Annotated in this window: 21 protein-coding genes and 1 riboswitch; of the genes, 15 read left to right on the top strand and 6 right to left on the bottom strand. The window is 35.0% G+C overall.

Annotated features, from left to right (window positions below; all coding sequences use genetic code 11):
- Positions 1 to 124: 124 nt before the first annotated feature.
- Complete coding sequence (locus J7E77_RS19180) at positions 125 to 811, bottom strand: glycoside hydrolase family protein (RefSeq protein ID WP_214716496.1); 687 nt, start codon at positions 809 to 811, stop codon at positions 125 to 127.
- Between the two features lie 271 nt (positions 812 to 1,082).
- On the opposite strand from J7E77_RS19180, the gene galE reads away from it, so the two are divergent.
- From galE to J7E77_RS19215, 7 genes are all read left to right on the top strand, one after another.
- Entirely contained in the window at positions 1,083 to 2,129 is a 1,047-nt protein-coding gene (gene galE, locus J7E77_RS19185; RefSeq protein ID WP_214716498.1) for a UDP-glucose 4-epimerase GalE, read from the top strand.
- A gap of 266 nt (positions 2,130 to 2,395) precedes the next feature.
- On the top strand, positions 2,396 to 2,659 hold the full coding sequence (locus tag J7E77_RS19190) for a hypothetical protein (protein ID WP_214716499.1): 264 nt from the start codon (positions 2,396 to 2,398) through the stop codon (positions 2,657 to 2,659).
- 84 nt (positions 2,660 to 2,743) lie between these two features.
- On the top strand, positions 2,744 to 3,529 hold the full coding sequence (locus J7E77_RS19195) for a hypothetical protein (protein WP_214716500.1): 786 nt from the start codon (positions 2,744 to 2,746) through the stop codon (positions 3,527 to 3,529).
- Entirely contained in the window at positions 3,526 to 3,801 is a 276-nt protein-coding gene (locus tag J7E77_RS19200) for a PqqD family protein (RefSeq protein WP_251026743.1), read from the top strand. Before J7E77_RS19195 ends, J7E77_RS19200 begins: the two co-directional genes overlap by 4 nt.
- Positions 3,791 to 4,246: a signal peptidase I gene (locus tag J7E77_RS19205; RefSeq protein WP_214716501.1), complete on the top strand. Its 456-nt coding sequence runs from the start codon at positions 3,791 to 3,793 to the stop codon at positions 4,244 to 4,246. Before J7E77_RS19200 ends, J7E77_RS19205 begins: the two co-directional genes overlap by 11 nt.
- A gap of 19 nt (positions 4,247 to 4,265) precedes the next feature.
- Positions 4,266 to 6,074, top strand: coding sequence for an ABC transporter ATP-binding protein (locus tag J7E77_RS19210; RefSeq protein WP_251026742.1), 1,809 nt, complete (start codon positions 4,266 to 4,268; stop codon positions 6,072 to 6,074).
- 20 nt (positions 6,075 to 6,094) lie between these two features.
- A complete protein-coding gene (locus J7E77_RS19215; RefSeq protein WP_214716502.1) occupies positions 6,095 to 7,177 on the top strand; it encodes a nucleotidyltransferase family protein in 1,083 nt (360 codons plus the stop codon).
- Between the two features lie 134 nt (positions 7,178 to 7,311).
- Here J7E77_RS19215 and J7E77_RS19220 read toward each other — a convergent pair whose 3' ends face one another.
- Both J7E77_RS19220 and J7E77_RS19225 read right to left on the bottom strand, forming a co-directional pair.
- A complete protein-coding gene (locus tag J7E77_RS19220) occupies positions 7,312 to 8,016 on the bottom strand; it encodes a DUF421 domain-containing protein (RefSeq protein ID WP_214716503.1) in 705 nt (234 codons plus the stop codon).
- Positions 8,017 to 8,135: 119 nt separating this feature from the next.
- On the bottom strand, positions 8,136 to 8,600 hold the full coding sequence (locus tag J7E77_RS19225; RefSeq protein WP_251026741.1) for a VanZ family protein: 465 nt from the start codon (positions 8,598 to 8,600) through the stop codon (positions 8,136 to 8,138).
- 570 nt (positions 8,601 to 9,170) lie between these two features.
- Positions 9,171 to 9,254, top strand: a riboswitch (cyclic di-GMP riboswitch).
- A gap of 28 nt (positions 9,255 to 9,282) precedes the next feature.
- Between J7E77_RS19225 and J7E77_RS19230 the strand changes: the two genes are divergently transcribed.
- A complete protein-coding gene (locus J7E77_RS19230; RefSeq protein WP_214716505.1) occupies positions 9,283 to 9,402 on the top strand; it encodes an anti-repressor SinI family protein in 120 nt (39 codons plus the stop codon).
- 314 nt (positions 9,403 to 9,716) lie between these two features.
- Here J7E77_RS19230 and J7E77_RS19235 read toward each other — a convergent pair whose 3' ends face one another.
- Positions 9,717 to 10,775 (bottom strand): lactonase family protein, encoded by a 1,059-nt coding sequence (locus J7E77_RS19235; RefSeq protein ID WP_214716507.1) that lies wholly within the window; start codon positions 10,773 to 10,775, stop codon positions 9,717 to 9,719.
- Positions 10,776 to 10,977: 202 nt separating this feature from the next.
- On the opposite strand from J7E77_RS19235, the gene manA reads away from it, so the two are divergent.
- Entirely contained in the window at positions 10,978 to 11,925 is a 948-nt protein-coding gene (manA, locus tag J7E77_RS19240; protein ID WP_214716598.1) for a mannose-6-phosphate isomerase, class I, read from the top strand.
- Between the two features lie 71 nt (positions 11,926 to 11,996).
- Here the strand turns inward: manA and J7E77_RS31470 are convergent, their stop codons facing one another.
- Both J7E77_RS31470 and J7E77_RS19250 read right to left on the bottom strand, forming a co-directional pair.
- Entirely contained in the window at positions 11,997 to 12,770 is a 774-nt protein-coding gene (locus tag J7E77_RS31470) for a response regulator transcription factor (RefSeq protein ID WP_214716508.1), read from the bottom strand.
- Between the two features lie 23 nt (positions 12,771 to 12,793).
- Positions 12,794 to 14,641 (bottom strand): sensor histidine kinase, encoded by a 1,848-nt coding sequence (locus tag J7E77_RS19250; RefSeq protein ID WP_214716509.1) that lies wholly within the window; start codon positions 14,639 to 14,641, stop codon positions 12,794 to 12,796.
- Between the two features lie 153 nt (positions 14,642 to 14,794).
- Between J7E77_RS19250 and J7E77_RS19255 the strand changes: the two genes are divergently transcribed.
- The 6 genes from J7E77_RS19255 (at position 14,795) to J7E77_RS19280 (ending at position 23,461) form a co-directional block, all read left to right on the top strand.
- Positions 14,795 to 16,108 carry an ABC transporter substrate-binding protein gene (locus J7E77_RS19255; protein ID WP_214716510.1) on the top strand — a complete coding sequence of 438 codons (1,314 nt, stop codon included), beginning with the start codon at positions 14,795 to 14,797 and terminating at the stop codon, positions 16,106 to 16,108.
- A gap of 151 nt (positions 16,109 to 16,259) precedes the next feature.
- Complete coding sequence (locus J7E77_RS19260; protein ID WP_214716511.1) at positions 16,260 to 17,132, top strand: carbohydrate ABC transporter permease; 873 nt, start codon at positions 16,260 to 16,262, stop codon at positions 17,130 to 17,132.
- Complete coding sequence (locus tag J7E77_RS19265; RefSeq protein WP_251026523.1) at positions 17,132 to 17,956, top strand: carbohydrate ABC transporter permease; 825 nt, start codon at positions 17,132 to 17,134, stop codon at positions 17,954 to 17,956. Before J7E77_RS19260 ends, J7E77_RS19265 begins: the two co-directional genes overlap by 1 nt.
- A gap of 89 nt (positions 17,957 to 18,045) precedes the next feature.
- Positions 18,046 to 20,358 (top strand): alpha-xylosidase, encoded by a 2,313-nt coding sequence (yicI, locus tag J7E77_RS19270; protein WP_214716512.1) that lies wholly within the window; start codon positions 18,046 to 18,048, stop codon positions 20,356 to 20,358.
- A gap of 218 nt (positions 20,359 to 20,576) precedes the next feature.
- Positions 20,577 to 22,391 carry a sensor histidine kinase gene (locus J7E77_RS19275; RefSeq protein ID WP_214716514.1) on the top strand — a complete coding sequence of 605 codons (1,815 nt, stop codon included), beginning with the start codon at positions 20,577 to 20,579 and terminating at the stop codon, positions 22,389 to 22,391.
- Positions 22,388 to 23,461, top strand: coding sequence for a response regulator (locus tag J7E77_RS19280; RefSeq protein ID WP_214716515.1), 1,074 nt, complete (start codon positions 22,388 to 22,390; stop codon positions 23,459 to 23,461). Before J7E77_RS19275 ends, J7E77_RS19280 begins: the two co-directional genes overlap by 4 nt.
- The last annotated feature ends 18 nt before the right edge of the window (positions 23,462 to 23,479 follow it).

Below are 23,479 nucleotides of genomic sequence, written 5' to 3' on the forward strand. Positions count from 1 at the left end.
AAAAAATTCCCCATCCTTTAACATGTTGTCTCTCCACTCAAAAAAAATTTGATGTATCGAGACAATTATCCGTTATTTTTGGGGAATTTTTAACCGTTTATATTGGGGATTTTAACACCGTTTTTCACACTGTTAGTGGAATCTTTTCAATTCTCATTTTTGTGGAGTCTTTAGTCAGCTTCCCTTTAGAATTAACGGATCCAGGTACAAAACTCTTCGCATAAAATTCTTTGATGAGTTTACCCATTGAACCTACAGCTAAGCCATCCCCTGTAAAATGTATGGATTTAATTCCATCAATAGTTACATCACTTGCTCCACTTGTAACAATCCCATACCCGCCTTCATGCGTTGATTTTATCATATTATAATCGTGAGTTTCTTTATCTCCTTTGTATGTTCCCCCTTTTAAGGAAACATTGTGAACACCGGGTCCCATATAAAGAAGTATATAACCTGTATTACTGTTCGCTTCTTTTTGCAGAACAGTACCTTTTCCTAATTGAAAATCCATATTACTAACCATATTTATTTGTCCATCTTTTGAAACCAAATAAGTTCCATCCGGAACAACAAAAGTGGAGTAGCCTTGTTGGTAAGCCCATTTGAGAGCTTGATTCAATCCTTTGGTTGTTTCCACTGCGTGTGTAGCATCGTTATATATCCCCCAACGGCTTAACTCTAAAGTATATTTAACACTTAACTTTGTTTTTTCTGCATGCACCTGGACAAAAGAGTTAAAAAAATTAACAGGGAATAAAAAAAGTAACAAAGAAATTGTTATTACGACCTTAAAAAAACATTTTTTCAATTGGTTCATCCTTTACTATTTTTTTATTTTAAGCCATTAGATAATTCTGCCCTGATTTGATTAATAAAATAAGCTTTCCCTGGAATCGAAAAGTATTTGTTTTCATGTTGGGGTTTAATAGATTTTGTCGAATAAAAGTTCTTTAAAAGGAACGTTTGTTGAATTATAATATTCAGTTAGAAGAGTTAAAATTTACGTGGTTTTAATAACGTGAATTTTTTTTGATTAATAGGTTCTTTATAATGAACAAAATTGAAGGAGGATTTTGTATATGTCTATATTAGTTACAGGCGGCGCAGGATACATTGGATCTCATACCTGTATAGAGTTATTGAATGCAGGGCATGAAATTGTTGTGGTGGACAATTTTTTGAATAGTAAGCCTGAGTCTTTAAAAAGGGTTAAAGAAATAACAGGCAAGGACTTTAAAATTTATGATGTGGATTTACTTGATTACTCTGCAATAGAGTCTGTGTTTCTTGAAAATGGTATTGTGGCAGTAATTCATTTTGCTGGATTAAAAGCAGTTGGAGAATCAGTATCTATGCCATTACGGTATTATAACAACAATATAGTAGGGACATTAAATTTATGTCGAGTTATGGAGAAATATGGGGTTTATAACTTAGTATTTAGTTCTTCAGCAACCGTATACGGACTTCAAGAACAGGTACCTCTAAGTGAGGATTTACCACTTCAAGCAACAAACCCTTATGGGCGCACAAAACTAATGATTGAGGAAATTTTACAAGATTTATATGCTTCCAACCAAAACTGGAGTATTGCCCTGTTACGTTATTTTAATCCAGTTGGTGCACACTGCAGCGGGCAAATTGGAGAAGATCCTAATGGTGTTCCTAACAATCTCGTTCCTTATATTACTCAAGTAGCTGTTGGGAAATTACCTGAACTAAAAGTATTTGGTGGTGACTATCAAACACATGATGGTACTGGAGTTAGAGATTATATTCATGTGGTAGATCTTGCAGATGGTCATTTAAAAGCTCTGGTAAAGGTTATGGAGAATTCAGGAATTACGGCATATAATCTAGGAACTGGTACAGGATACAGCGTATTGGATATGATTCATGCCTTTGAACAAGTAATTGGGCGTCCAATACCATATAGAATAGTAAACCGAAGACCTGGAGATGTTTCTATTAGTTTTGCCGATGCTTCCAAGGCAAATGAAGAACTAAATTGGAATGCCAATAAAGGTCTTGATGAGATGTGTAAAGATTCATGGCGATGGCAAGTTAATTATCCTAATGGATTTGAGAAAGAGTACGAGAAAATAAATGCTGTTAATCAATTATAAAATTATTATATTAATTTTGACTGGTATTTAAATAATGGATTGTAACCCAAAGAGGTATTTATTTGGTAGTCGCATAAACGTTTTATCAACGAATAAGTTAATAGAGCATCACATTTTTGTCGAATTTTTGTTCTTTTAACAGAACGTTTATTGGTTTATAATTTTATATAAAGATATTTCTATTTATAAAATGAAAATTGACAAGCTTTTTTGGGTTTAACGTTCATTATAGTGAACGTAATTAGATAGATTAGGAGGTGATATAAGTGATTAAAGAAACAGTTTATTCTAGACCAATCGTCTTAAGCCATCAACCAATACGTTTTGAAACAGCCCAGAGTTGGAATCCAGGTAAGGGTAAACACGACCATAATGGAACAGGCAATGATGGAATCAACTTCCCAGTAGACACAAATCCAAATCCACAACCTTGTGGAGCGGGAACCGCCGGCAATGGAAATAATAATGGCAATGGAAACGGAAATGGTAATATCGGAGTAGGTCAGTGTAATCCAAATGTTAACCCTTAATTTCACAGAGGCGGAAGACCAAAGGGAATATCTCCATTGGCTTCCCTTCCTAATCAATATCGACTTATCCTATAGGAGGCCAATATGATCTCATTAAATACAAAAATTGGCGACCATTTCATACATATAATCTGTGAGTCTGTATATCTAAAGAAAATGTTTGAAAAAAATTATCATTCCCACATTTATGCTGATAATATGCAGCCAGATCTTGTCATCAAAATTGAAGAGGGCTACGGTGTTTCCTTTCAAGATTATGACGTAGAAATCACAAAAAAAAACAACCAAATCCTTTACCGCCGAGCTGATTACCTAATAGAGGTTGATACTGACTTTAGGTCTGCAGTTATATCAGTTTATAATGATTTTGCCTTAAAACACGCCTTAACAAATTTATACAGTGCCTTCATTGTTTATCATAATTGGGGTCTCTTGATCCACTCCTCATGTGCAATAGAACACGGTAAAGCCCATATTTTCGCTGGTCAATCGGGGGCAGGTAAATCAACAGCAGCCAAACTATCGTATCCAAGACCACTTCTTTCGGATGAGGCAACACTTGTCAAAATTACTTCCAATGAAGTTATTGTATATAATTCACCATTTCGAAGTGAAATCCAAGCAGATTCTTTTGAGGGAAATGTAGAATTAGCTAGTGTTCAATTACTTTGCCAAGCCCTTCAAAATAAAAGAACCAGATCTATTAAATCGGATGCACTACTTCATTTAATGGATAAAGTCTTCTTTTGGCCCCATAGTGTTGAAGAGACCAAAACCATAATGAGGTTAATGACCAAATTGGTGAAGAATGTACCTGTTTATGAACTGCATTTTCAAAAAAATAATACATTTTGGGAGTTAATATCATGATGACTCAATATATTCAAAAAGGAAATTATGAAGCTACCGAGCTTGATGGAGAATGGATTATCTTGAATACTGACCAATATACAATCACCAAATTAAATGATGAGGGTGGACATTGCTGGTCATTGCTTAATAAGGTTCAAACAGTTGATTCCCTAACTCAATCTTTGTTGGAGAAGTTTTCAACAACTGAAAATGTGCAGCAAGTAAAAAAGGACATGGAAGAATTTCTAGCCAATCTCGTTCAGTACGGGCTGATTGAACATGTTGATTGACAACCATACCTTTGCAATTCTTAAACGTACGATCAAAAAGGACGGCTGGTTGGAGCTGCCGGCATATGGGAATAGTATGTTTCCTTTTATTCAACAAGGTAATCTATGTAGGTTTATCCCATGTCCATCTTCACAATTAAAGAAGGGCGATGTGATTCTGTTCTATTCGCAAACAGGTCAATTAATTGCCCATCGCTTTGTGAGTGTAAAAAAAATAGATAACCAACTGTTTTTCTTATTTAAAGGTGATACAAACCTTGGGTACGATCAACTTATAAGAGAAGAGTATATCCTTGGTAAACTAGCAAGTGTGCAAAAAAAACAACTGACTATAAACCCGCAACATTTTCTTGCTCGCTGTTGGGGAAAAATGATTCTTACCTTTCCTATACTATCAGGCATGCTTAGAAAATTTTTAAATAGGAAATTCAAATTACAATTCTAATAAAATTTGGAGTGTCCATATGATGAAGGAACGGATTGATTCTTTAATTAAACAATATTTTTCCATGAAAGATCTTCGCAGGACCTTTTCCTTTGTATTTCCTTTTATTATGAGACGTTGGAAGGCCTATATTGTCATTCTTCTATTATTAGGATTGGACATTTACTTAACGATTGCTTTTGCAAAGTACTATGGTCAGATTACTGATGCAGCTATTCATGGTGGCTATCAACAGATTTTATCATTTATTCCATATGGCGCATTGCTTATATTATTGAGTATCGTCTCCAGTGTTTCATATACATACTTTAATATGATTGCAACCAATGGGGTGAAAATGGACATTAAAAATCATTTTTTTCACCATGTATTAAGACTGCCAGCAGCAGATACATCCAATATTCGATCTGGTGAATTAATGTCCCATTTTTCTAATGATATCCATGGTGTCGATGGGGTAATTGGAAGTAATCTTATCAGTTTAGTTAGATTACCAATTATCTATATTGTTGTCTTTTTTTATTTGTTAAATATTAATCTGACACTATGTATGGTAAGCCTTATCATTGCACCAATCGCGGCATTATCTGGTGTTGCATTTGGCTTGTTGCTTCGGAAAAATGGTAGATTGATACACCGATTAGTAGGAAATATTAATAGCCTCCTAAATGAGACGTTTCACGGCTTCACGGTTATTCGTTCCTTTACACTTGAGAAACTTCAATATACTAAGTACGCCAAACAAAATAAGGAATTATTCCAATTGGAGCTTGAAAATGCAAAACTTCAAAGCTGGTATAATACGGGTGGTCAAATCTTAGGTTCTATCACTTTTATGATTAATCTCTCTGTTGGAGCCCTTTTTGTATCCAAAGGGGTGTTAACCGTTGGAGCTTTGTTAACGTTTCTAAACTTAGTTGGTCACTTATTTTATCCAATCACAGGAATGGCGAGTCTATGGGCCGGCTTTCAACGGTCTGTGGCAGCACTGGAGAGAGTGCTAGCGGTTCTCGAAACACCAGCCGATTTAAAAGAATTGCCTTCTTTTGAGTCAACCTTGAACCGAGTCGATTCGATTCAGTTTCATAACGTCACCTTTAATTATGTGGAAAATAAAAATGTGTTGGAACATTTTCATTTAGAGATTCCTGCTGGAAAAGTGGTGGCGTTAGTTGGCCCTAGTGGAGCTGGTAAGAGTACACTTTTTAATCTTTTACAAGGATTTTATAGGCCGCAATCAGGCGAAATAAAGATTGCTGGTAAGCCTATTACAGAGATTTCCGCTTCAGCATTAAGGAGTTCGATTGCCCATGTCCCTCAAGAAACCTTCTTATTTGCTGGAACCGTTCGAGATAACCTTTTGATTGCCCGCCCCAATGTGACTGAGAAAGAAATGGTGGAAGCGGCAATCAATGCTGAGATTCATGACTTTATTCTCTCACTTCCTAACAGATATGAAACTCAAATTGGCGAAAATGGAGTTAAGTTATCTGGCGGCCAAAAGCAAAGAGTCGCAATTGCCCGTGCAATATTAAAAGATTCGCCCATTTTATTATTAGACGAAGCTACTTCCGCTTTGGATGGTGAAACCGAATATTACGTCAAAGAAGCACTGGATGAATTGATGAAAGGTAGAACGACGATTGTTATCGCCCACCGCTTGTCGACAGTCCAAAACGCTGATGTAATCATGGTGATGAATGATGGGAAAATTGTTCAACAGGGAACACATGAGGAGTTAATCGGACAAAAAGGTTTATATCGAAAACTCAACGAAACATCCTATAGTTCAAATAAAGAAACACCTTTGTCTTTAGTTTCAAACTAATAAAATGGGAGATGAGGCTAGTGAGTATAGAGTTCGTCAGATTTTTATATGATAATCAGAAATCACTGCCTCAGGATGCAGTGTTTTATCATCAAGCGCTTCAGGATATTGAAAATGACGGTATTGCATCTCAAGTTTATTTTTTATTAAAGCAGCAGGGGAGGCTCTATCAAACGCCTGCATTTTTTCAATTTCGTCTTAAAGAAGAATATGATAAAGGATTTTATCAAAACCTTTTTATTAAAAATCAAACGGATCAATTATTGCGAGGATTTGAGGAGAAAAAGATAGATGTTATTGCTCTTAAAGGGGTTTATTTTGCTGAGAAATATTTTGGCCACATGGGGGCAAGGGCTACATCTGATATTGATTTGTTAGTCAGAATACAGGACCTAAATATCGCCATTGAATCCGTAAAATCATTAGGTTTTACTTTTGAAGAGGAGCAAATACCTGGTCATTTCCATTGCAGTTTTAGCAAGAGATTACCTACCTCGCCCACTCCGTTAGTGGTGGAATTACATTGGGATTTGGTGAAGAGAAGTACCTCGAGGTTTAATATTAATGACCTTTGGAAACAGTCGATACCCGTGAGCAAATCAGGATATATTAAAGAACTGTCCCATCTTCATACCTTTTATATGATATGCCTTCATGGCTGGCGGCATAATTTAGATTCGATGAAATATTTTATGGATATTATTCAAGTCATTTACAAGGACAGTAATGAGATTGATTTTGACCAATTCATAAAGCTTGCGGAATCTCACCAAACATTAAAACGAATGATCAGGACCTTATCCATCGTTTATCAGCAATTTCCACACTTAGACGATGTCAAGATGTTCCCATTTAAAGCGAATAATACTCTTTGGGAGTACCAATCTATAAAGGGATTTAGGAAGTACTGGGATTTCCTCGATTATCAATTTTTTAGCTATGATACAGTCAAACATACGTTGATTGAAATCGGAAACTGGATATGGCCTTCAAAATATGAAGTATCTTCACAAATAGGTGAGCGGTCACAAGGAAAGAAGATGTACCTATTGTTGTATAAGAAGAGACTTACCAGTATATTAAAAGCGGTATTGCCACATTAATAAGCCATCTGGACCAACAGATGGCTTATGTCCCATTAATTGTTTCAGGTATTACCTCAATTCAGAGTTCCTTTAAAGGAGATTAGGAATTTTTAATCCCCAATAACCCTCCGAAGATTGTAGATAAACTCCTATTATCTATAAAAGAATACCTTCAAATTGTTTTTTCCGTCAATTGTGGCTAGTAAAACGTTCTGTATCTCTGTTTGATGCGTTTGATTAAGAGTGTGAATAAGCCACCCTTTATCCTTGTTGATTTGCTTCAGTGTATGATAATCTATCTTTCCTTCTTTGATTACCGTCTGTGGGAGATCGAAAGGCTCAGTTTTTATCTGATAGATTGATGGCGTAATCGCCTCGTACTGAGGATCTAAGAAAATTGAAAGTTTCCCATCAGATTCCCATAATGCTAACGCAACCTTTTTAATATCTTCTACCTTTTCTTTCCTTAATTCAGCTAATAAATGATTAACGGATATTCTAGCTTTCTTTAAGGCCTTATAAATGATTTCTCCTTCTTTAATAAGGGGAAATGGCGCTGGGTCTAGGAACTTATCGATGAGTGCCGATTTTAAGCTGATTAATATACCCCCTGTATACAAAGCAACCAATACAACGGTAGTAATCATCGATCCTTTCATCCCAAGATGTTCATCTGATAATGGATGAGCAATAATATTTCCTATGACCATGGCGATAACGAAATCCAGTAATCTTAATTGGGAGATAGCGCGTTGACCCATGATTTTTGCAACAATGAGTAAAAAGAAAAATCCAATGATGGCTCTTAGAATCCACTCAATTGAACTAAGTGTTTCTTGGCTATGAAAAAAATTCAAGAAAGTCACATCCTTTATCTCTGATAAGCATCTCATTTAGTATTGTCTTGAATTCCTTTTTGTTTGCACAGACTTATCAAAAACAATAAAACAGGATGAGCAAAGTGGCCCATCCTGTTTCATCTAATATTAAACCTTTTTAAAATAAAAAATACTGATAAAATACCGAATGAATCAATAACTAAGTCATAAAAACGTCCATCTCTCCCGAAAAATAACTGCAGGAATTCTGTTAGAAACGCAAAAGTAATGGAGATTCCGATAGAATATATGTGACTTCTTAATAGATTGAAGAGGAGAAAATCCATTATCGCAAAACCGATAAAATGGCCTAACTTAATTTTAATAAATTCAGAATGAATCAAGGTTAAATCATTTAAATAAAAAAAAGACAAAAAGTCCGGATTTGATACCCACTTTAATCCAAATGAATGTAAATATATTAATCGCTCTATACTCTCAGTCCAGGTATTTACCAACAAAAATAGTCCCCATAAAATAATCATTAAGACTTTTATAAAAAGAAATCGTTTCTTTGTCTTTCTCTTACGTATTCTACTACCTTGTACCGGTTGATAATCCAAAATCCTTGCTCCTAACTAACTAGTATTTCTTAATTGAATTATATTATTAATTTTATCATTGTTCCCTTTAAAGAACAAATAGGAGATATTCACACTAAAATAATCCAATAATGTACAACTTTCGTATTATAAGTTAATAATATTTCTATGGGTAAAATTAACCCGTTTCCATTTACAAAATTCTACATTTTCTTTTATAATGAACATAAGTTGTTCTTATTTAGGAACCGATAATTAGAAAAGAAGGGAAATCATGATATATCCACTAATAAAAGAAAGAAACCAGATTCACATTGTGAAAGATTCCTATCATTGTGCATGCGGTCTAGAATTTAATAAGGATCGAATTATTAAAAGGAAGACCCTTAGAAATATTAAATTTATTGAATTAGGTCAGGTAACTTGTGAGAACTGTTTTTTAAAACTTCTAAATTATGACTAATGGGTTTACATATTTTTTGTCGAAATTGTGTCGAAATTTTTGGAAATATTTGCATTTAGTTTCCCGTAAGACTATAGTACTATTAGTTTATTCTATAATATTTTAATACTTTAATACTTTAATACTATAAACGACAAAGGCAAACCTTTCGAAAGATTGGGACGCAAAGCTACAGGTCTAAAGTTTTTAACTAGGATGGCTGAGTTACCTGAAATAGTAATCATTTTAGGAGGGTGAATTTTGTCTGCATTAACCAATGAAAAAGATTTTGATACAGAATGGTTAGAACTTATTAATGAAGCTAAAAAGATAGGACTTTCCATTGATGAAATTAGAGATTTCCTAAAACGTTCCCTTTAGAGCCAATTTAATTTATCCCTTGGATAAAAAGACTATTGAGGTGGAGTATATAATTAATACGAGGGTTATTGATTATACAATTTTCGCAATATTCAATTTTTGGGACAGCAGCGGGCGCAAAGTATAAGACCTCAGGTGATTATAGCAGGTTATTATTGTTCGTCTGTATATTATGGAAAAGCAATATAATAAAATACCCTTATACAGAGAACGTATTTTTATTAAGTAAAATTTTAAAGTGAATAAAATGCTCTATAAATTTGAAACAGCTTAACAAATTAATGAGCAATTTGTTAAGCTGTTTTAGGTATAGGTTAATAATTTAAAAACTTCACACAAACCGCATAAGGCACAGTAATATCAGACTCAATCAACGTCAATTTCCCCGAAAACTCATCCCTTGAGAACAATACTAAATTGCCTGACTCCTGATTCGAAGCAACCACAAACTTCCCGCTAGGATCAATTTCAAAATCCCTTGGCCAATCACCTTCAGTCGATGTATGTTCAACAAAGCTAAGCTCGCCCGTTTCGATATCCACACGGAAAACGGCTATACTGTTATGCCCGCGATTACCGGCATAGACAAAGCGTCCATCAGCTGAAATATGAATCGCACTGCCTTGGTTATTATCTGTAAAATCAGCTGGAAGTGTGGATATATATTGTTTTTCGGTAAAGTGGCCATCTTCCTTATGATAGGTTAATACAATGACCTCCGAACTAAATTCGGTCATGATATATGCATATTGGCCATTAGGATGAAAAACCAAATGCCTTGGTCCGCTCCCAGCTTTTAAAGGTAACAGGCTGGCTTTTGAAAGTGTGCCATCACTGTTAATCGGATACGAAATAAGGGCATCAATTCCTAATTCTACAACTGCGAGATAGTTCTCATCAGGTGTGACTCCTGCATAATGAGTATGTGGTTTTTCCTGTCTTGGATCTGGGCCTGAACCTTCATGTTTAATGATTGAGGCAGCCGGTTGGACCGTGCCATCCTCCTCGTTAATTAAGTAGGATTCTACGGATCCTTTATGGTAATTTGCACTGAATGCATAGCGGTTTTTGCTGTCTACACTTACATGACATGGCGATGAGCCTGGAAGCATCTGACGATTTTGCTCCGTTAATGTGCCATCACCCTCTATTGAAAAAGCAACGACACCACCTTCTTCCCCTTTTTTTGCAACGGAATATAGATAGCGATTGTCCTTACTGATCGTTAGGTATGTAGGATTTTCTAACTGTGCCGCCTCGTTAATATCCACTATTCTTCCCTCGTTAGTATCAAGTGTGAAGGAATAGATTCCTTTACTGTCCCCCTTCGTGTATGTTCCAATATAACCGATATATTTTTGGTTGTTTGTCATTTGATCTCTCCTTAAAAAATGTAGTCTGTTTATTCTATCAAAATTTCCAATGATTACTCAAACAATGCAATCCTTGGATGAATGCTGTGATTAGAAATAATTAATGGAAACAGCCGTAAATTAATAGCTTTCCATAAAAAAATGATTATGATAAATTTGAAAGGGGAAAATTCCAATAGACATATGAACTACGGAGGGAATTATATTGCAGCCATTATTTTTAAAACCCGTTTTTAAAGAACGAATTTGGGGTGGAACCGCCTTACAAAAAGAATTTGGTTACTCGATACCAAACGATAAAACAGGGGAATGCTGGGCGATTTCCGCACATCCGAACGGTCCATCGATGATTGAAAATGGACCATTTGCTGGAAAAACTCTGGACGTACTTTGGAAAGAACAACCTGAACTTTTTGGAAATCCGACGGAAGACGTTTTCCCTCTATTAACAAAAATATTGGATGCGAACATGGATTTATCCGTTCAAGTTCATCCAGGTGATACCTATGCAAAAATCCATGAAAACGGTGAACTTGGGAAAACAGAATGCTGGTATATCATTGATTGTAAAGAGGATGCGGACATGATTTTTGGCCATAACGCCAAGACAAAAGAAGAATTGATCCAGCAAACGAAGGAAGGGCGATGGGAGGATTTACTTCGCAGGGTTAAAATTAAGCCAGGGGATTTTTTCTATGTACCAAGTGGGACCATCCATGCTTTGTGTGAAGGAACCCTGGTATTAGAAACACAACAAAGCTCGGATACCACCTACCGCGTCTATGATTATGACCGCAGAGATGCAGAAGGCAATTTGCGAGATCTCCATTTGGAGAAAGCGATTGATGTTACTTCAGTTCCACATCAAGGGAACGTTACTGTTCCTAAAATTGAAAAAAAGGAAAATGCAACAATTACCTCCTATGTTGAATCTGATTTCTTCTCCGTATATAAATGGGATGTAAACGGAAAGTCAACCTTTGATTTGCAGAATCATTACGTGCTTTTGAGTGTGATAAAGGGCGAAGGCACACTTGTTCATCAAGGGGAAGCCTATCAATTGGACAAGGGCACCCACCTTATCATCCCGGTTGGGTTTGGGGAATTCGAGATAGCTGGAGATTGCCAATTAATTGTCTCACATACATAACAAAAAAGGTCTGACTCCAAAATCCCTCACTATTTTTTATAGTGAGGGATTATTTTGAGTCTGATTCATTCTTAATTGCTTGATTGGATGATTGACCTATACTCACTTGGATAGTAACCCGTGTTCGTTTTAAATACGCGGCTAAAATAATACTGGTCTGGATAGCCAACTACCTTTCCGACCATTTTAATTTCCATATTCAAATCAGAAGAAAGAATGTGTTTGGCTTCGCTAATTCTTAATCGGGTTAAATATTTAATAGGGCTTTCATTTGTATACTTTTTAAAAATCTTCCCTAAATAATCCACCGTGAAGTTTAGTTCATTAGCTATTTCTTTAAGGGATAAATCTTTTTTATAGTTTTCTTTAATAAATAATTTGACAGATTCAACTAATTCTTCTGGTGATATTTTATCTGACATTGATAAAGCAATGTTTGCAAGAGAGTCTAAATCCCCTTTTAACTTTAGTTCGATTTTAGCTAATAATGAACGTAAATCTTCATTTACAACTGGCTTTAACAAGTAATCTTCTACCTTGTAATTGATTGCCTGACGAGCGTATTCAAACTCATGATGTCCGCTTAAAATAGCAGTTTTTGTATTTGGATAGGCAAAATAGATGCTTTTGGCTAATTCTAAACCATTCATAATGGGCATCTGGATATCTGTAATGACTAGTTGGGGTATATCTTTCTCAATCATATTAAGGGCTTCCTGACCGTTCATGGCTTCACCAATTACAATAAAATTGGGATTTAACTCGGATATTTTTTTGGAAATATTCCGTCTAATAAGGGATTCATCCTCAACAATAATTGTTTTAATTTGAAAGGTGTGATTCACGCATTATTACTTCCCCTCTATAATTAAACTAATCCTCCAATGGTAACAGAAACCCCTTTTTCACCATGGTTTTGTAATTCAAAGAAAGTGGCATTCTGATACAATAGCTTGAGTCTGATATAAATATTTTTAAGTCCCATCCCATTGATTTGTAAGTCGGGGATGTGAAGTAAATCAATCTCTGTCTCTATGAAATGATTAAATTCTTCTAGGACAATCGGATCAAACCCAGGGCCATTATCAGTTATTGTAATCCGCCATTTATTACTTTCGATTTTACCAGAAACAGAAATATTCCATGGTGGAGAATTATTTAAACCATATTTAATCGAGTTTTCAATAATAGGTTGAATAATTAGCATTGGGACAACAATATCGTTCATTTCTTTTGGAATATCAAAGCGAAATGTCAAATTTTCTTCATAGCGAATTTTCATACAATCTAAATATCTTTTTGTGTAAATGATTTCTGACGCTAGTGGAACACCTTTTTTATTTTGAGTGGAGATATACCTTAACATAAAGGATACGTTCTCACATAAAGTAACGATTTGCTTATTCATCCCCTCCTCAGCCATTACACTGATGTTGGTCAAATTATTATAAAGAAAATGAGGGTCCATCTGGGATTGAAGCGCAAGAAACTTTGCATCCAATTCCTGTGACCTAGCAATGAGCAGTTCATTAAAGGAATGCGACAATTTTTGATTCATTTTATTAAAGGCTATATTGAGTGCATCAATTTCACCAATTGAAGTACTATCCTTATCTACAACTGGAAAATCGTTTTTTGAAAGATCATCTAGATCCATTCTTCCAATTGCTCGCCGCAGCTTTTGTAATGGAAAGGTTACTCTTTTGGAAACGAAATATGAAATCATTAGGATTAGTAACAGGGTAATAAAAGTAATTAAAATAAATACTCTTGTCAGCTGATCCAAGTACGAAAATAATTCTTTTTGGTTCTGGGTTACAATGATGGTCCAGCCAGTAGATTCTAAAATGGAGTATGTCATGAGTTGTTTTGAGTTATTAATCGGACTCTTGATTTGATGTGTTTTTTCTGGTGTCAAATGTTTTAGCATTATTAAATTTTTGTAGTAGGATCCAGCCTTCTTATCTTTATCATTATTATATGGATAAAAAAAGTTGCCCTTAGAATCAATGACATAGATTTTTAGATTGTGATTCCCTCTAGTTTGTTCATTTAAATATTTAAACATTGTGTCGCAGTCTTGCTGGATTTCGACAATCCCTTGACCAATATAGTTGTTGTTCTTATAGACCCTTGTAAGTGAGATATACTTTTTATCCTTATTTGAATTCCTTAGTTCTGCTGGTAAATCATTATTGTCGAGCATACTGATGTATTTCCAGCCATCTTTCTTTACTGTTTGTGAATACCAGGGCTCGTTTTTTAAATCAACAGAGAGTTCTCCATTAAAATCTCCAGCTCCAACCATATTCCCATTAAAGTCATAAATATTAGCCTGTCTTGCAGTATCTGAACTACTGATGATTGTCAGAATTACATTAATTAGTGTAGTAACATTTGTATACATTTCAGGGGTGCTAGAATTGTGATTCCCTTTTTGATAGGTAATTGGTTCAAGGTCATGATTAAAATGTTCCCTCACTAAGTTCGAATAAACAATATTCATAGAGAAATTGTTTATTTTTGTTATCTCTTGATCTAAAAAACTACCAATAGAAATACTTAATTGTTTTTGTTGCTCTGAGACATTACTCTTCGTAAAATTTGCAAAGTACGCAAAAAGAAGCAGACCAATGCTGATTATAAAAACAATAAAAAACACTGAATAATAGGTAAAAAGGCTTTGTTGAAGTGTTTTAAACTTAAAGCGAAACAAATCAGTCTCCTTCTTTCTAGTCTAAAAATTACAAATAAGTGGCCGAATTTGTCTATTGAGGATACCTGGATGTAAGCGTATTCTTTAACTTATAAACGGTACCGCGTTATTCAATATTTTTATAATAAACTATTAATCTAGGAGGGTAAACATTTGAAGAAAATTAAATTAACAGCGCTTTCACTTTTGCTAATTATTTCTATTGTCCTTGCTGCTGGATGCAGTTCGGATAAATCATCTTCTGATGCAGGCAAAGACTCAAAGGTAACCTTGACTTTTGGAACACATCAATCTGGTATACCAAGAACAGGCATTATGCAAGAAATGGCAAAGGACTTTGAGAAAGAATCTGGTATAAAAGTTGATTTCCAAGTAGTCCCTGATGCACAATGGCGCGACCTGGTAAAAGCAAAAATTGCATCCGGTGAAGCTCCAGATATTATTAACGTCGATGTTGACCCATTAAGTTTAAATAGCAATATAAGACCGGAGGAAAATGCAATCGATCTTACAAAAGAGGAATTTGCAGGTAGAATGTCTAAAGAAATTCTTCCTTCTGTCAGCTATAAGGACAAGGTTTATGGTGTTTCATTTGCGCCAACAAAAATCTGGTATGTCTACTATAATAAGAAAATATTTAATGACCTAGGAATAAATCCACCTACAAATTATGAGGAATTTAAAGCTATAAGTAAAAAAATTAAGAAAGCCGGAATTACACCATTCTACATGGCACCAGCAAGTGGATGGTATCAAGTTCTTCCATTATTTGAAACAGGACCTAATTATGAAAAGTTAGTACCAGGAGTATATGAAAAGTTAAATAATAATGAAATGAAAATCCAAGATTTAAAACCACTGGAAAATGTTATAAAACAGGTAAAAGAGTTTGCAGACCTTGGTTACTACGGAAAGGACTTCCTCTCTAACACAGTTGAGGCAGGACTTGATTCGTTTGGAACAGGCAAGGCAGCTATGATTTTAAGGGTTCCGGGTACTGAAAATGACATTTCAAAGGCTCATCCGGAAATGAAAGACAAAATGGGATTCTTTGCGATGCCATTTGGTGATAACCAGGTCATTGGAGTGAACCCAGGTGGGTCTGCGGCAATGATTGGGAACAAGCATTCTAAGCACCAAAAAGAAATACTAGAATTCTTCCGTTGGATGACGAAGCATGAAAATCTTCAAAGAGTACTTGATGGCGGAGAGGGAAACTTAACTATTTGCTGGCCAGAAATCGATTCTAAATTAACACAAGATTATATTGATTATGAGAAGAATCATGAAAAAGGAACTGTCATGCAGGCAGCTGTTAAATATATCGATCCACAATGGATGGATATCGGTAAAGATTTAACAGGTATGTTTGCTGGATCGCTTACTCCTAAACAAATACTTGAGAACATTGACAAGAGAAGAGAAGAACAAGCGAAAGTTCAGAAGGATCCTAGCTGGGAAAAATAAATTTTCAGCATAAAAAAGAACCGAAGCCGCAATCTTAACGACTTCGGTTCTTTTTTCTTAATTGATCCTCAAGTGGTTCGACCTCTTTCACCGGAGAAGTTAGAGTCCAAATGAAAGATGCTCACTACTAACGATTGAGAGGTAATAAGATATGAAAACCAATAAAATCTATCCCTGGTATTTTTCATCAGGTGCTATTGTTTTGTATACAATCTTCATCGTTGTTCCATCTTTAATTGGTATTTATTACTCATTTACCGATTGGAATAGTTACGATGTAAATAAAAATTTCATCGGACTTGAGAATTATAAAAATATCATATTTGGAGACCATGTTTATTTAGAATTCATTAAGAACACGTTAATTTTCACTATCTTTACGACTCTTGCTAAGACTGTACTTGGTCTATTTCTTGCCATCTTGCTAGTTAGTGGTGTTAAAGCTGCAAATCTTCATCGAATGATTATCTTTTCTCCACAAGTATTATCTTTTCTAATTGTTGGTTTAGTGTTCAAAAGCTTACTTGATCCAAACAATGGATTTGTAAACACCACCCTTAGGTCGTTAGGATTAGACTTTATGGCACACAGTTGGCTCGGTTCTTTAACATGGGCAATGCCCTCAGTTATGGGTGTGGATACATGGAAAGGCATGGGCTATATCATGGTCCTCTTTATCGCAGGTTTATTAGCGATTCCCAAAGAACTTTATGAAGCTTCTGAAATGGATGGGGCAGGATTCTTTCAACGGTTATTTAGGATTACTTTACCCATGCTTTTTCCAACCGTAATGATTGCTACCGTACTTAATCTTACATACGGTTTAAGGGTTTTTGATATCATCTATGTTCTTACTAATGGCGGACCTGGTTCTGCTACTGATGTTATTAATACAGCTGTTTATTCTGCTTTTGCTAAAGGATATTGGGGACTGGGAAGTGCACTTTCCACTATTCTGTTCGTTATCATGGCAATTGCTTCTGTCTTTATTATTCGCATTATGAATAGAAAGGGGGAATATTAATGAGCATGATGAGGCTAATTAAACCGTTAATTTTGAATATGATTGCTTGGATTTTAAGTTTGATTGTGATTATTCCATTTTTAGTCGTCATTCTTAATTCCTTTAAATCCGATTCAGAATCTACGGTCTTAAATCTGTCTTTACCAAAAAAATTCTTATTCGAAAATTATCGGGTCGTTATCGAACAAGGACATTTAGTTACCTCCTTTCTAAATAGCTTGTTATACGCAGTCGTAAGCTCTGTACTTCTTGTGATTGTAGTAGCCTTTGCGGCATTTGTTTTATCTAGAAACCAATCTAAGCTAAATAAATTTATATATTTATTTTTAATCTTGGGAATCACCCTACCGATGAATTATATACCTTTAATGAGTGTTATGAAATCGTTGCATTTGATTAACACCCAGACAGGGATGGTTTTACTTTATACAGCAATGGGAATTCCTATTTCACTTTTTATCACGTATGCATTTGTTTCCAATGTTCCAAGAGAATTAGATGAGGCAGCTATTATGGATGGTTGTAATGGTTTTTCACTGTTCTTTAGGGTGATTGTCCCATTATTAAAGCCTGTTTTAGTCACCATCTTTGTACTTAATTTCCTAGGTGTCTGGAATGAATTTACCGCGCCGCTTTACCTGCTAAATTCAATTGATAAATGGCCAATGACATTAGCAGTCTATAACTTCTTCGGTCAATTTAGTGCAAGATGGAATTTAGTTAGTGCGGATATTGTACTCACATCTGTCCCAGTTCTAATCGTGTTTTTACTAGGTCAAAAACATATCGTTGGCGGCGTCACTTCTGGTTCTGTTAAAGGATAACACATTTTGATATATCTCCAGATGGATAGATTGTAGTTGTATAAAAATTTCGTAAATAAATTTTAATCTTTACTAAAGGTGGAGAAAACATGAAATTCAGTAATGGGTGTTGGTTGAATAAAGAAGGATATCAATATATTCATCCCATGGAAGTCAATGATACAAAGGTAACGAAAAATAAAGCTATTCTTTATGCTCCTGGCCGCAAAGTTTCACATCGAGGAGATACGTTAGACGGTGGAATGTTAACCATTGAATTATCTTCCCCGATAATAGATGTAATTAAAGTTAAAGTGTTTCATCATAAAGGGTCATTGAACAAAGGTCCTAATTTTGAAATATTTGAAGAGAATATGAATCCTTCTATTGAGGACCAAGAAAATTCCCTTACATTTATGAGTGGCGATTTAAAAGCAGAGGTTAATAAGGAAAATTGGAATTTAACCTTCTCTCATAAAAATGAAAAAATTGCGGAATCTGATAATCGATCCACAGCGTATATAGTAGCTGATACCAAAGAAGCATATATGCGGGAACAATTAACTTTAGATGTAGGAGAATTAATATACGGACTAGGTGAACGTTTTACCCCCTTTATTAAAAACGGGCAAGCAGTGGATGTATGGAATGAAGATGGTGGAACAGGCAGTGAACAGGCGTATAAAAATATTCCGTTTTATGTAAGTAATAAAGGCTACGGTGTATTTGTTAATCACCCTGAAAAGGTTTCTTTTGAAATTGGTTCAGAAAAAGTATCGAAGGTTCAATTCAGTGTGGAAGGCGAATCCATTGAATACTTCGTGATCAATGGTCCAACCATAAAAGAAGTATTAGAAAGATATACTAGTCTGACTGGAAAACCGAGTTTGCCACCTGCATGGTCATTCGGATTATGGCTTAGTACATCTTTCACTACCAATTATGATGAAGATACAGTAACGAGTTTTGTAAAAGGAATGGAACAGAGGGATATTCCTGTAGAGGTATTTCATTTTGACTGTTTCTGGATGAAGGAGTTTGAATGGAGTAATTTTAAATGGGATGATTGTATGTTCTCAGACCCTGAAGGGATGCTAAATAGATTAAAAGAAAGAGGATTAAAAATTTGTGTTTGGATTAATCCTTATATAGCTCAAAAGTCAGAACTATTTGATGAGGGCATGGAAAAGGGCTATTTGGTTAAGCGTGCAGACGGAAGTGTATGGCAGTGGGATAAATGGCAAGCAGGCATGGGACTTGTGGACTTCACAAATCCCGAAGCATGCAAATGGTTTCAAGAAAAACTTGAATTGTTGTTGGATATGGGTGTGGATTGCTTTAAAACAGATTTTGGTGAACGGATCCCAACAGATGTTGTCTACTATGATCATTCAAATCCACAAAAGATGCATAATTATTACACTCAGCTTTACAACCAAACAGTTTATGAATTATTAGAAAGAAGATTTGGTAAAAATGAAGCGGTTGTCTTTGCTCGGTCCGCAACTGTTGGCGGGCAAAAATTCCCGGTCCATTGGGGTGGAGATAGTTGGTCAAATTATTCCTCCATGGCGGAAACGTTACGTGGTGGACTATCATTCAGTTTGTCTGGATTCTCTTATTGGAGCCATGATATAAGCGGCTTTGAAGCAGGGGCAACACCTGATCTTTATAAGCGATGGACACAATTCGGTCTACTTTCTTCACATAGCCGCTATCACGGAAGTAGAGAGTATAAGGTGCCTTGGAATTATGGCGAAGAAGCCGTCGAAGTTTCTAGGTATTTTACAAAATTAAAATTAAAATTAATGCCATATTTGTACAGAAACGCATGTGAGTCTTCTCAAACCGGCGTTCCAATGATGAGGCCAATGGTTCTGGAGTTTCAGGAGGATTCAACTGCTCAGTATTTAGATCAGCAATATATGCTAGGTGACAGTTTACTAGTTGCACCGATTCTTAATGACCAAAGTACTGTAAAATACTACTTGCCTGTTGGGAAATGGACAAATTTAATCACCAACCAAGTAGTCGAAGGTGGAAAATGGATTCAAGAAGAACATAGTTATATGACATTGCCGTTAATGGTTCGGGAAAATTCTATTATAGCAATGGGTGCCATTGAAAATAAAGCATCATACAATTATTCAAAGGATGTTACCCTTCATCTCTTTGAACTACAAGATGGGAAGCTTGCTGCCACAGATATTTACAATACTCAGGGTGAAAAAGTAAGTGAAGTGACTGCCGTAAAAGATGGTAACCTTATTACGGTGAAAACAAACGGACTAATCGGGCAATACCATATTTTACTGCGGAATATCAATAATATACAAACTGTTTCAAATGGTAGTGTAACTCAAACATCAGAAGGAACGATAATCACTCTAGCAAGTGAATATGCGGAAATTGAATTGGCGTAAGAGGAGAACAAGATTTTAGCTTAATCTACTGTACCCTGGAACGACGTTATATCGTTAATTTAAAAAAAGACAGAAGGAGCATTAAGTTTAAAGCTCCTTCTGTCTTTTTTTGTTGTATAGTACACCTGGTTTTAAAATACTTTTGACAATCCTCTATTAGAAAGTTAAGTTGGTCATATAAAACAAGTTAGAAATTTATTGAAAAGGAAAGAAAATAAATGCTGAAAATTATGAAGGCGCTAAATGCTTTTTGGATGTACATACATCAAAATCTTTTTCGTAAAATAGCAAGTAATATCCGCTATAAACTTATGCTCCTAATGCTTTCTGTCATGATTTTACCATTACTAATTCTGATCATGTTTTCAATAAATGTTTCGCAAAGTAATTTTGAAAAGGAAGTAGTAAATTCAAATGAGGCGAGAATTAATTTAGCAGGAAAATATTTGGATGAAAAGTTAACAGAAAGTGACAATATTTTGTTTGCAAGTTTAATAGATGAAAAATTAATACCAAGTATTAGTCAGATTAATGATGAAAATATTCCTTTAAATTTTAGTACGCTGGCTTATATCCAGGATAAGTTATTTTCTATTTACTATGGGAATAAACATGTGAATGCTGTTTCGATATATGCCAAAGAAAGCCAGACAGTCTACTCCTTAAAAGAGGCAGATTTTAAAGTATCCAAGATTAATCAACTAAATGGGACTGCTTGGAGTAATTTAGGGGTTCGTCCGAATTATAGTTTTGAAAGCAAACTGCCGAATCAAGGTTTTTCTCTTACAAGAAGTATCATAAGATTTGAGAATCGAAAAATTGTTGGTGGAATATCTTTGGAAATGAATTGGAATGTAATCGATAGTGTTGTTGAGATGCTAGAATCAGAACCGGAAAGTTCTGTTTTTGTGATAGACCGTCAGGGGCATATTCTTTACAATCCTAATCTAGCTAAAAAAACTTCCTTTGATTTTCAAAAAATCATCAAACAAATGAATGATAGTAAGAAAAATATATCCTATATAAAAATGAACAAAGGTTATGTTTTTTTTAAGCGGGCTTTCAACAATAAAGTAGCCATTGTAAAAGTTGTTCCTGAAAGTATCCTTTTGAATGGAGTTACGAAAACACTTATCGTTGGAATAATTATTAGTGCTCTTTCGATCCTGCTAACGATTATTTTATCTATTTTCATATCATTAAGCACGACAAAGCCGATCATTCAGTTAGTACATGCTATGAATGAAGTAGGAGAAAACAACCTTAATGTTAGTATTGAAACAGAGCGTATAGATGAAATTGGATTGCTCGAAAAACGATTTTCATCGATGGTTTACCGAATTAATGAGTTAATTAATAAAGAGTACAAAAGTGAGATAGAAACACGAAACGCACAATTTATGGCATTGCAAGCACAGATCAATCCTCACTTTCTATACAATACCCTTCAGCTGGTAGGCGGAATGGCAGTGACTCATAAAGCCGAGGAGATTTATTCTGTTATAAGTGCATTGAGTGATATGTTTCGCTATATAACAGGAAAGCAAGGAAACATGGTTTTAATTGACCGTGAGATAGAACATATTAAAAATTACCTATATATTCAGAACATGCGTTTTGAGGGGAAGGTACAGACTGATTTATATATTGAAGAAGGTACAGAGGGTTACACGATTCCAATGTTAACGATTCAGCCAATAGTAGAGAATGTTTTTAATCATGGATTTGAACAAAAAAAGGGATTATGGAAACTATCGATTGATGTTCAAAAAGTTTTTGACGATATTGAAATTACCATTACGGATAATGGTGTTGGAATTCCTGAGGAAAAATTAGTTGACCTTATGGAGCAAATGAAAGGAATTCCCTATTCTTTAAATACAAAAGGAAGTATAGGTATTAAAAACGTTGCTGCAAGGATACGGTTGTATTTCGGTAATGATTACGGTCTTGATATTTCAAGTACCGTGGGAAAAGGAACAATGGTGGTAATTAGGATTCCCGCTAAGATAACGATGGAGGGTATTTCATGATTAAAATATTAATTGTTGACGATGAAAAATGGACAAGAGAAACGATTAAGCAATTTGGAAAATGGGACCAATATGGTATTGAAATAATCGGGGAAGCTGGGGATGGACAAGAGGGATTAATGTTAATTGAACAGAGGTCTCCTGATATTGTCATCACGGATATGAAGATGCCTGGAGTTGATGGCATGGAGTTGCTTCAAATCATGGCAGACCGTTTCCCGCAGGTTCAACTGATTGTGGCAAGCGGGTATGACGATTTTAACTTTATGCGCCAGGCGATCCGTTCGAAGGTTAATGAATATTTACTGAAACCAATCAATGCACAAGATTTGAATCTAGCCCTAGAAAAGTGTATCAACGAAATAAAAAGTTATTCACAGTCACAATTTTATATGCCAATCTCTTTTTCTAGCAAAGATATTTCGGCCTTAATTATGGAATACAAAAAAACAATTACCTCATTTTTGCACGAATTAAATATTGAGGGATTTGAAAATGTCATTCACCGTTATTTTAATGAATTTAAGAAAGTGACTGGGGTTGACAGTAATGTAATTGCAAAGATTGAGCATGAATTTATTCTTACTTTAGAAGCACTAATGATAAAAAATAATTTTAATGTTCACGAGGTTTTTGAAAATAATGGTGACCTAATTAGTGAATTTGACCTTTCCCTTGATAGAGTTATGAAGAAACAACAGGATTTAGGAAAACGCTATATCGAGTATATGATTGATATAAATAAGCGGAAGAGCAGATTAAACTTGGAAGAAATTAAAGAATATATTGAACGGAACTTTGTAGATATTGATATATCTTTAGAGGTCTTAGCCAACAAGTTTTTTGTAAGTAAAGAATACTTGAGTAAAACATTTAAAAATGTACATGGATGCAATATTACCGAATTTATCGTCAGCCGTCGTATGGAATATGCAAAAAAATTACTACAAGGTAATGAGTTTCAAATCAAGAGTATTGCCCAGATGGTTGGTTATGAAGATATTTCTTACTTCTATCGAGTCTTCAAGAAATATTTCAAAATTTCTCCAGGTGAAATGAGACAAGGTTAAAAAAGTCCAAATGTAAGC

Source organism: Bacillus sp. ISL-77, from assembly GCF_018613105.1.

Bases quoted from the DNA above. Each gene is read 5' to 3' on its own strand.
- J7E77_RS19235 (WP_214716507.1), bottom strand. From the start codon at position 10,775: ATGACAAACAACCAAAAATATATCGGTTATATTGGAACATACACGAAG.
- galE (WP_214716498.1), top strand. From the start codon at position 1,083: ATGTCTATATTAGTTACAGGCGGCGCAGGATACATTGGATCTCATACC.
- J7E77_RS19265 (WP_251026523.1), top strand. From the start codon at position 17,132: ATGAGCATGATGAGGCTAATTAAACCGTTAATTTTGAATATGATTGCT.
- J7E77_RS19205 (WP_214716501.1), top strand. From the start codon at position 3,791: ATGTTGATTGACAACCATACCTTTGCAATTCTTAAACGTACGATCAAA.
- J7E77_RS19275 (WP_214716514.1), top strand. From the start codon at position 20,577: ATGCTGAAAATTATGAAGGCGCTAAATGCTTTTTGGATGTACATACAT.
- J7E77_RS19210 (WP_251026742.1), top strand. From the start codon at position 4,266: ATGATGAAGGAACGGATTGATTCTTTAATTAAACAATATTTTTCCATG.
- J7E77_RS19260 (WP_214716511.1), top strand. From the start codon at position 16,260: ATGAAAACCAATAAAATCTATCCCTGGTATTTTTCATCAGGTGCTATT.
- J7E77_RS19195 (WP_214716500.1), top strand. From the start codon at position 2,744: ATGATCTCATTAAATACAAAAATTGGCGACCATTTCATACATATAATC.
- J7E77_RS19200 (WP_251026743.1), top strand. From the start codon at position 3,526: ATGATGACTCAATATATTCAAAAAGGAAATTATGAAGCTACCGAGCTT.
- J7E77_RS19280 (WP_214716515.1), top strand. From the start codon at position 22,388: ATGATTAAAATATTAATTGTTGACGATGAAAAATGGACAAGAGAAACG.
- yicI (WP_214716512.1), top strand. From the start codon at position 18,046: ATGAAATTCAGTAATGGGTGTTGGTTGAATAAAGAAGGATATCAATAT.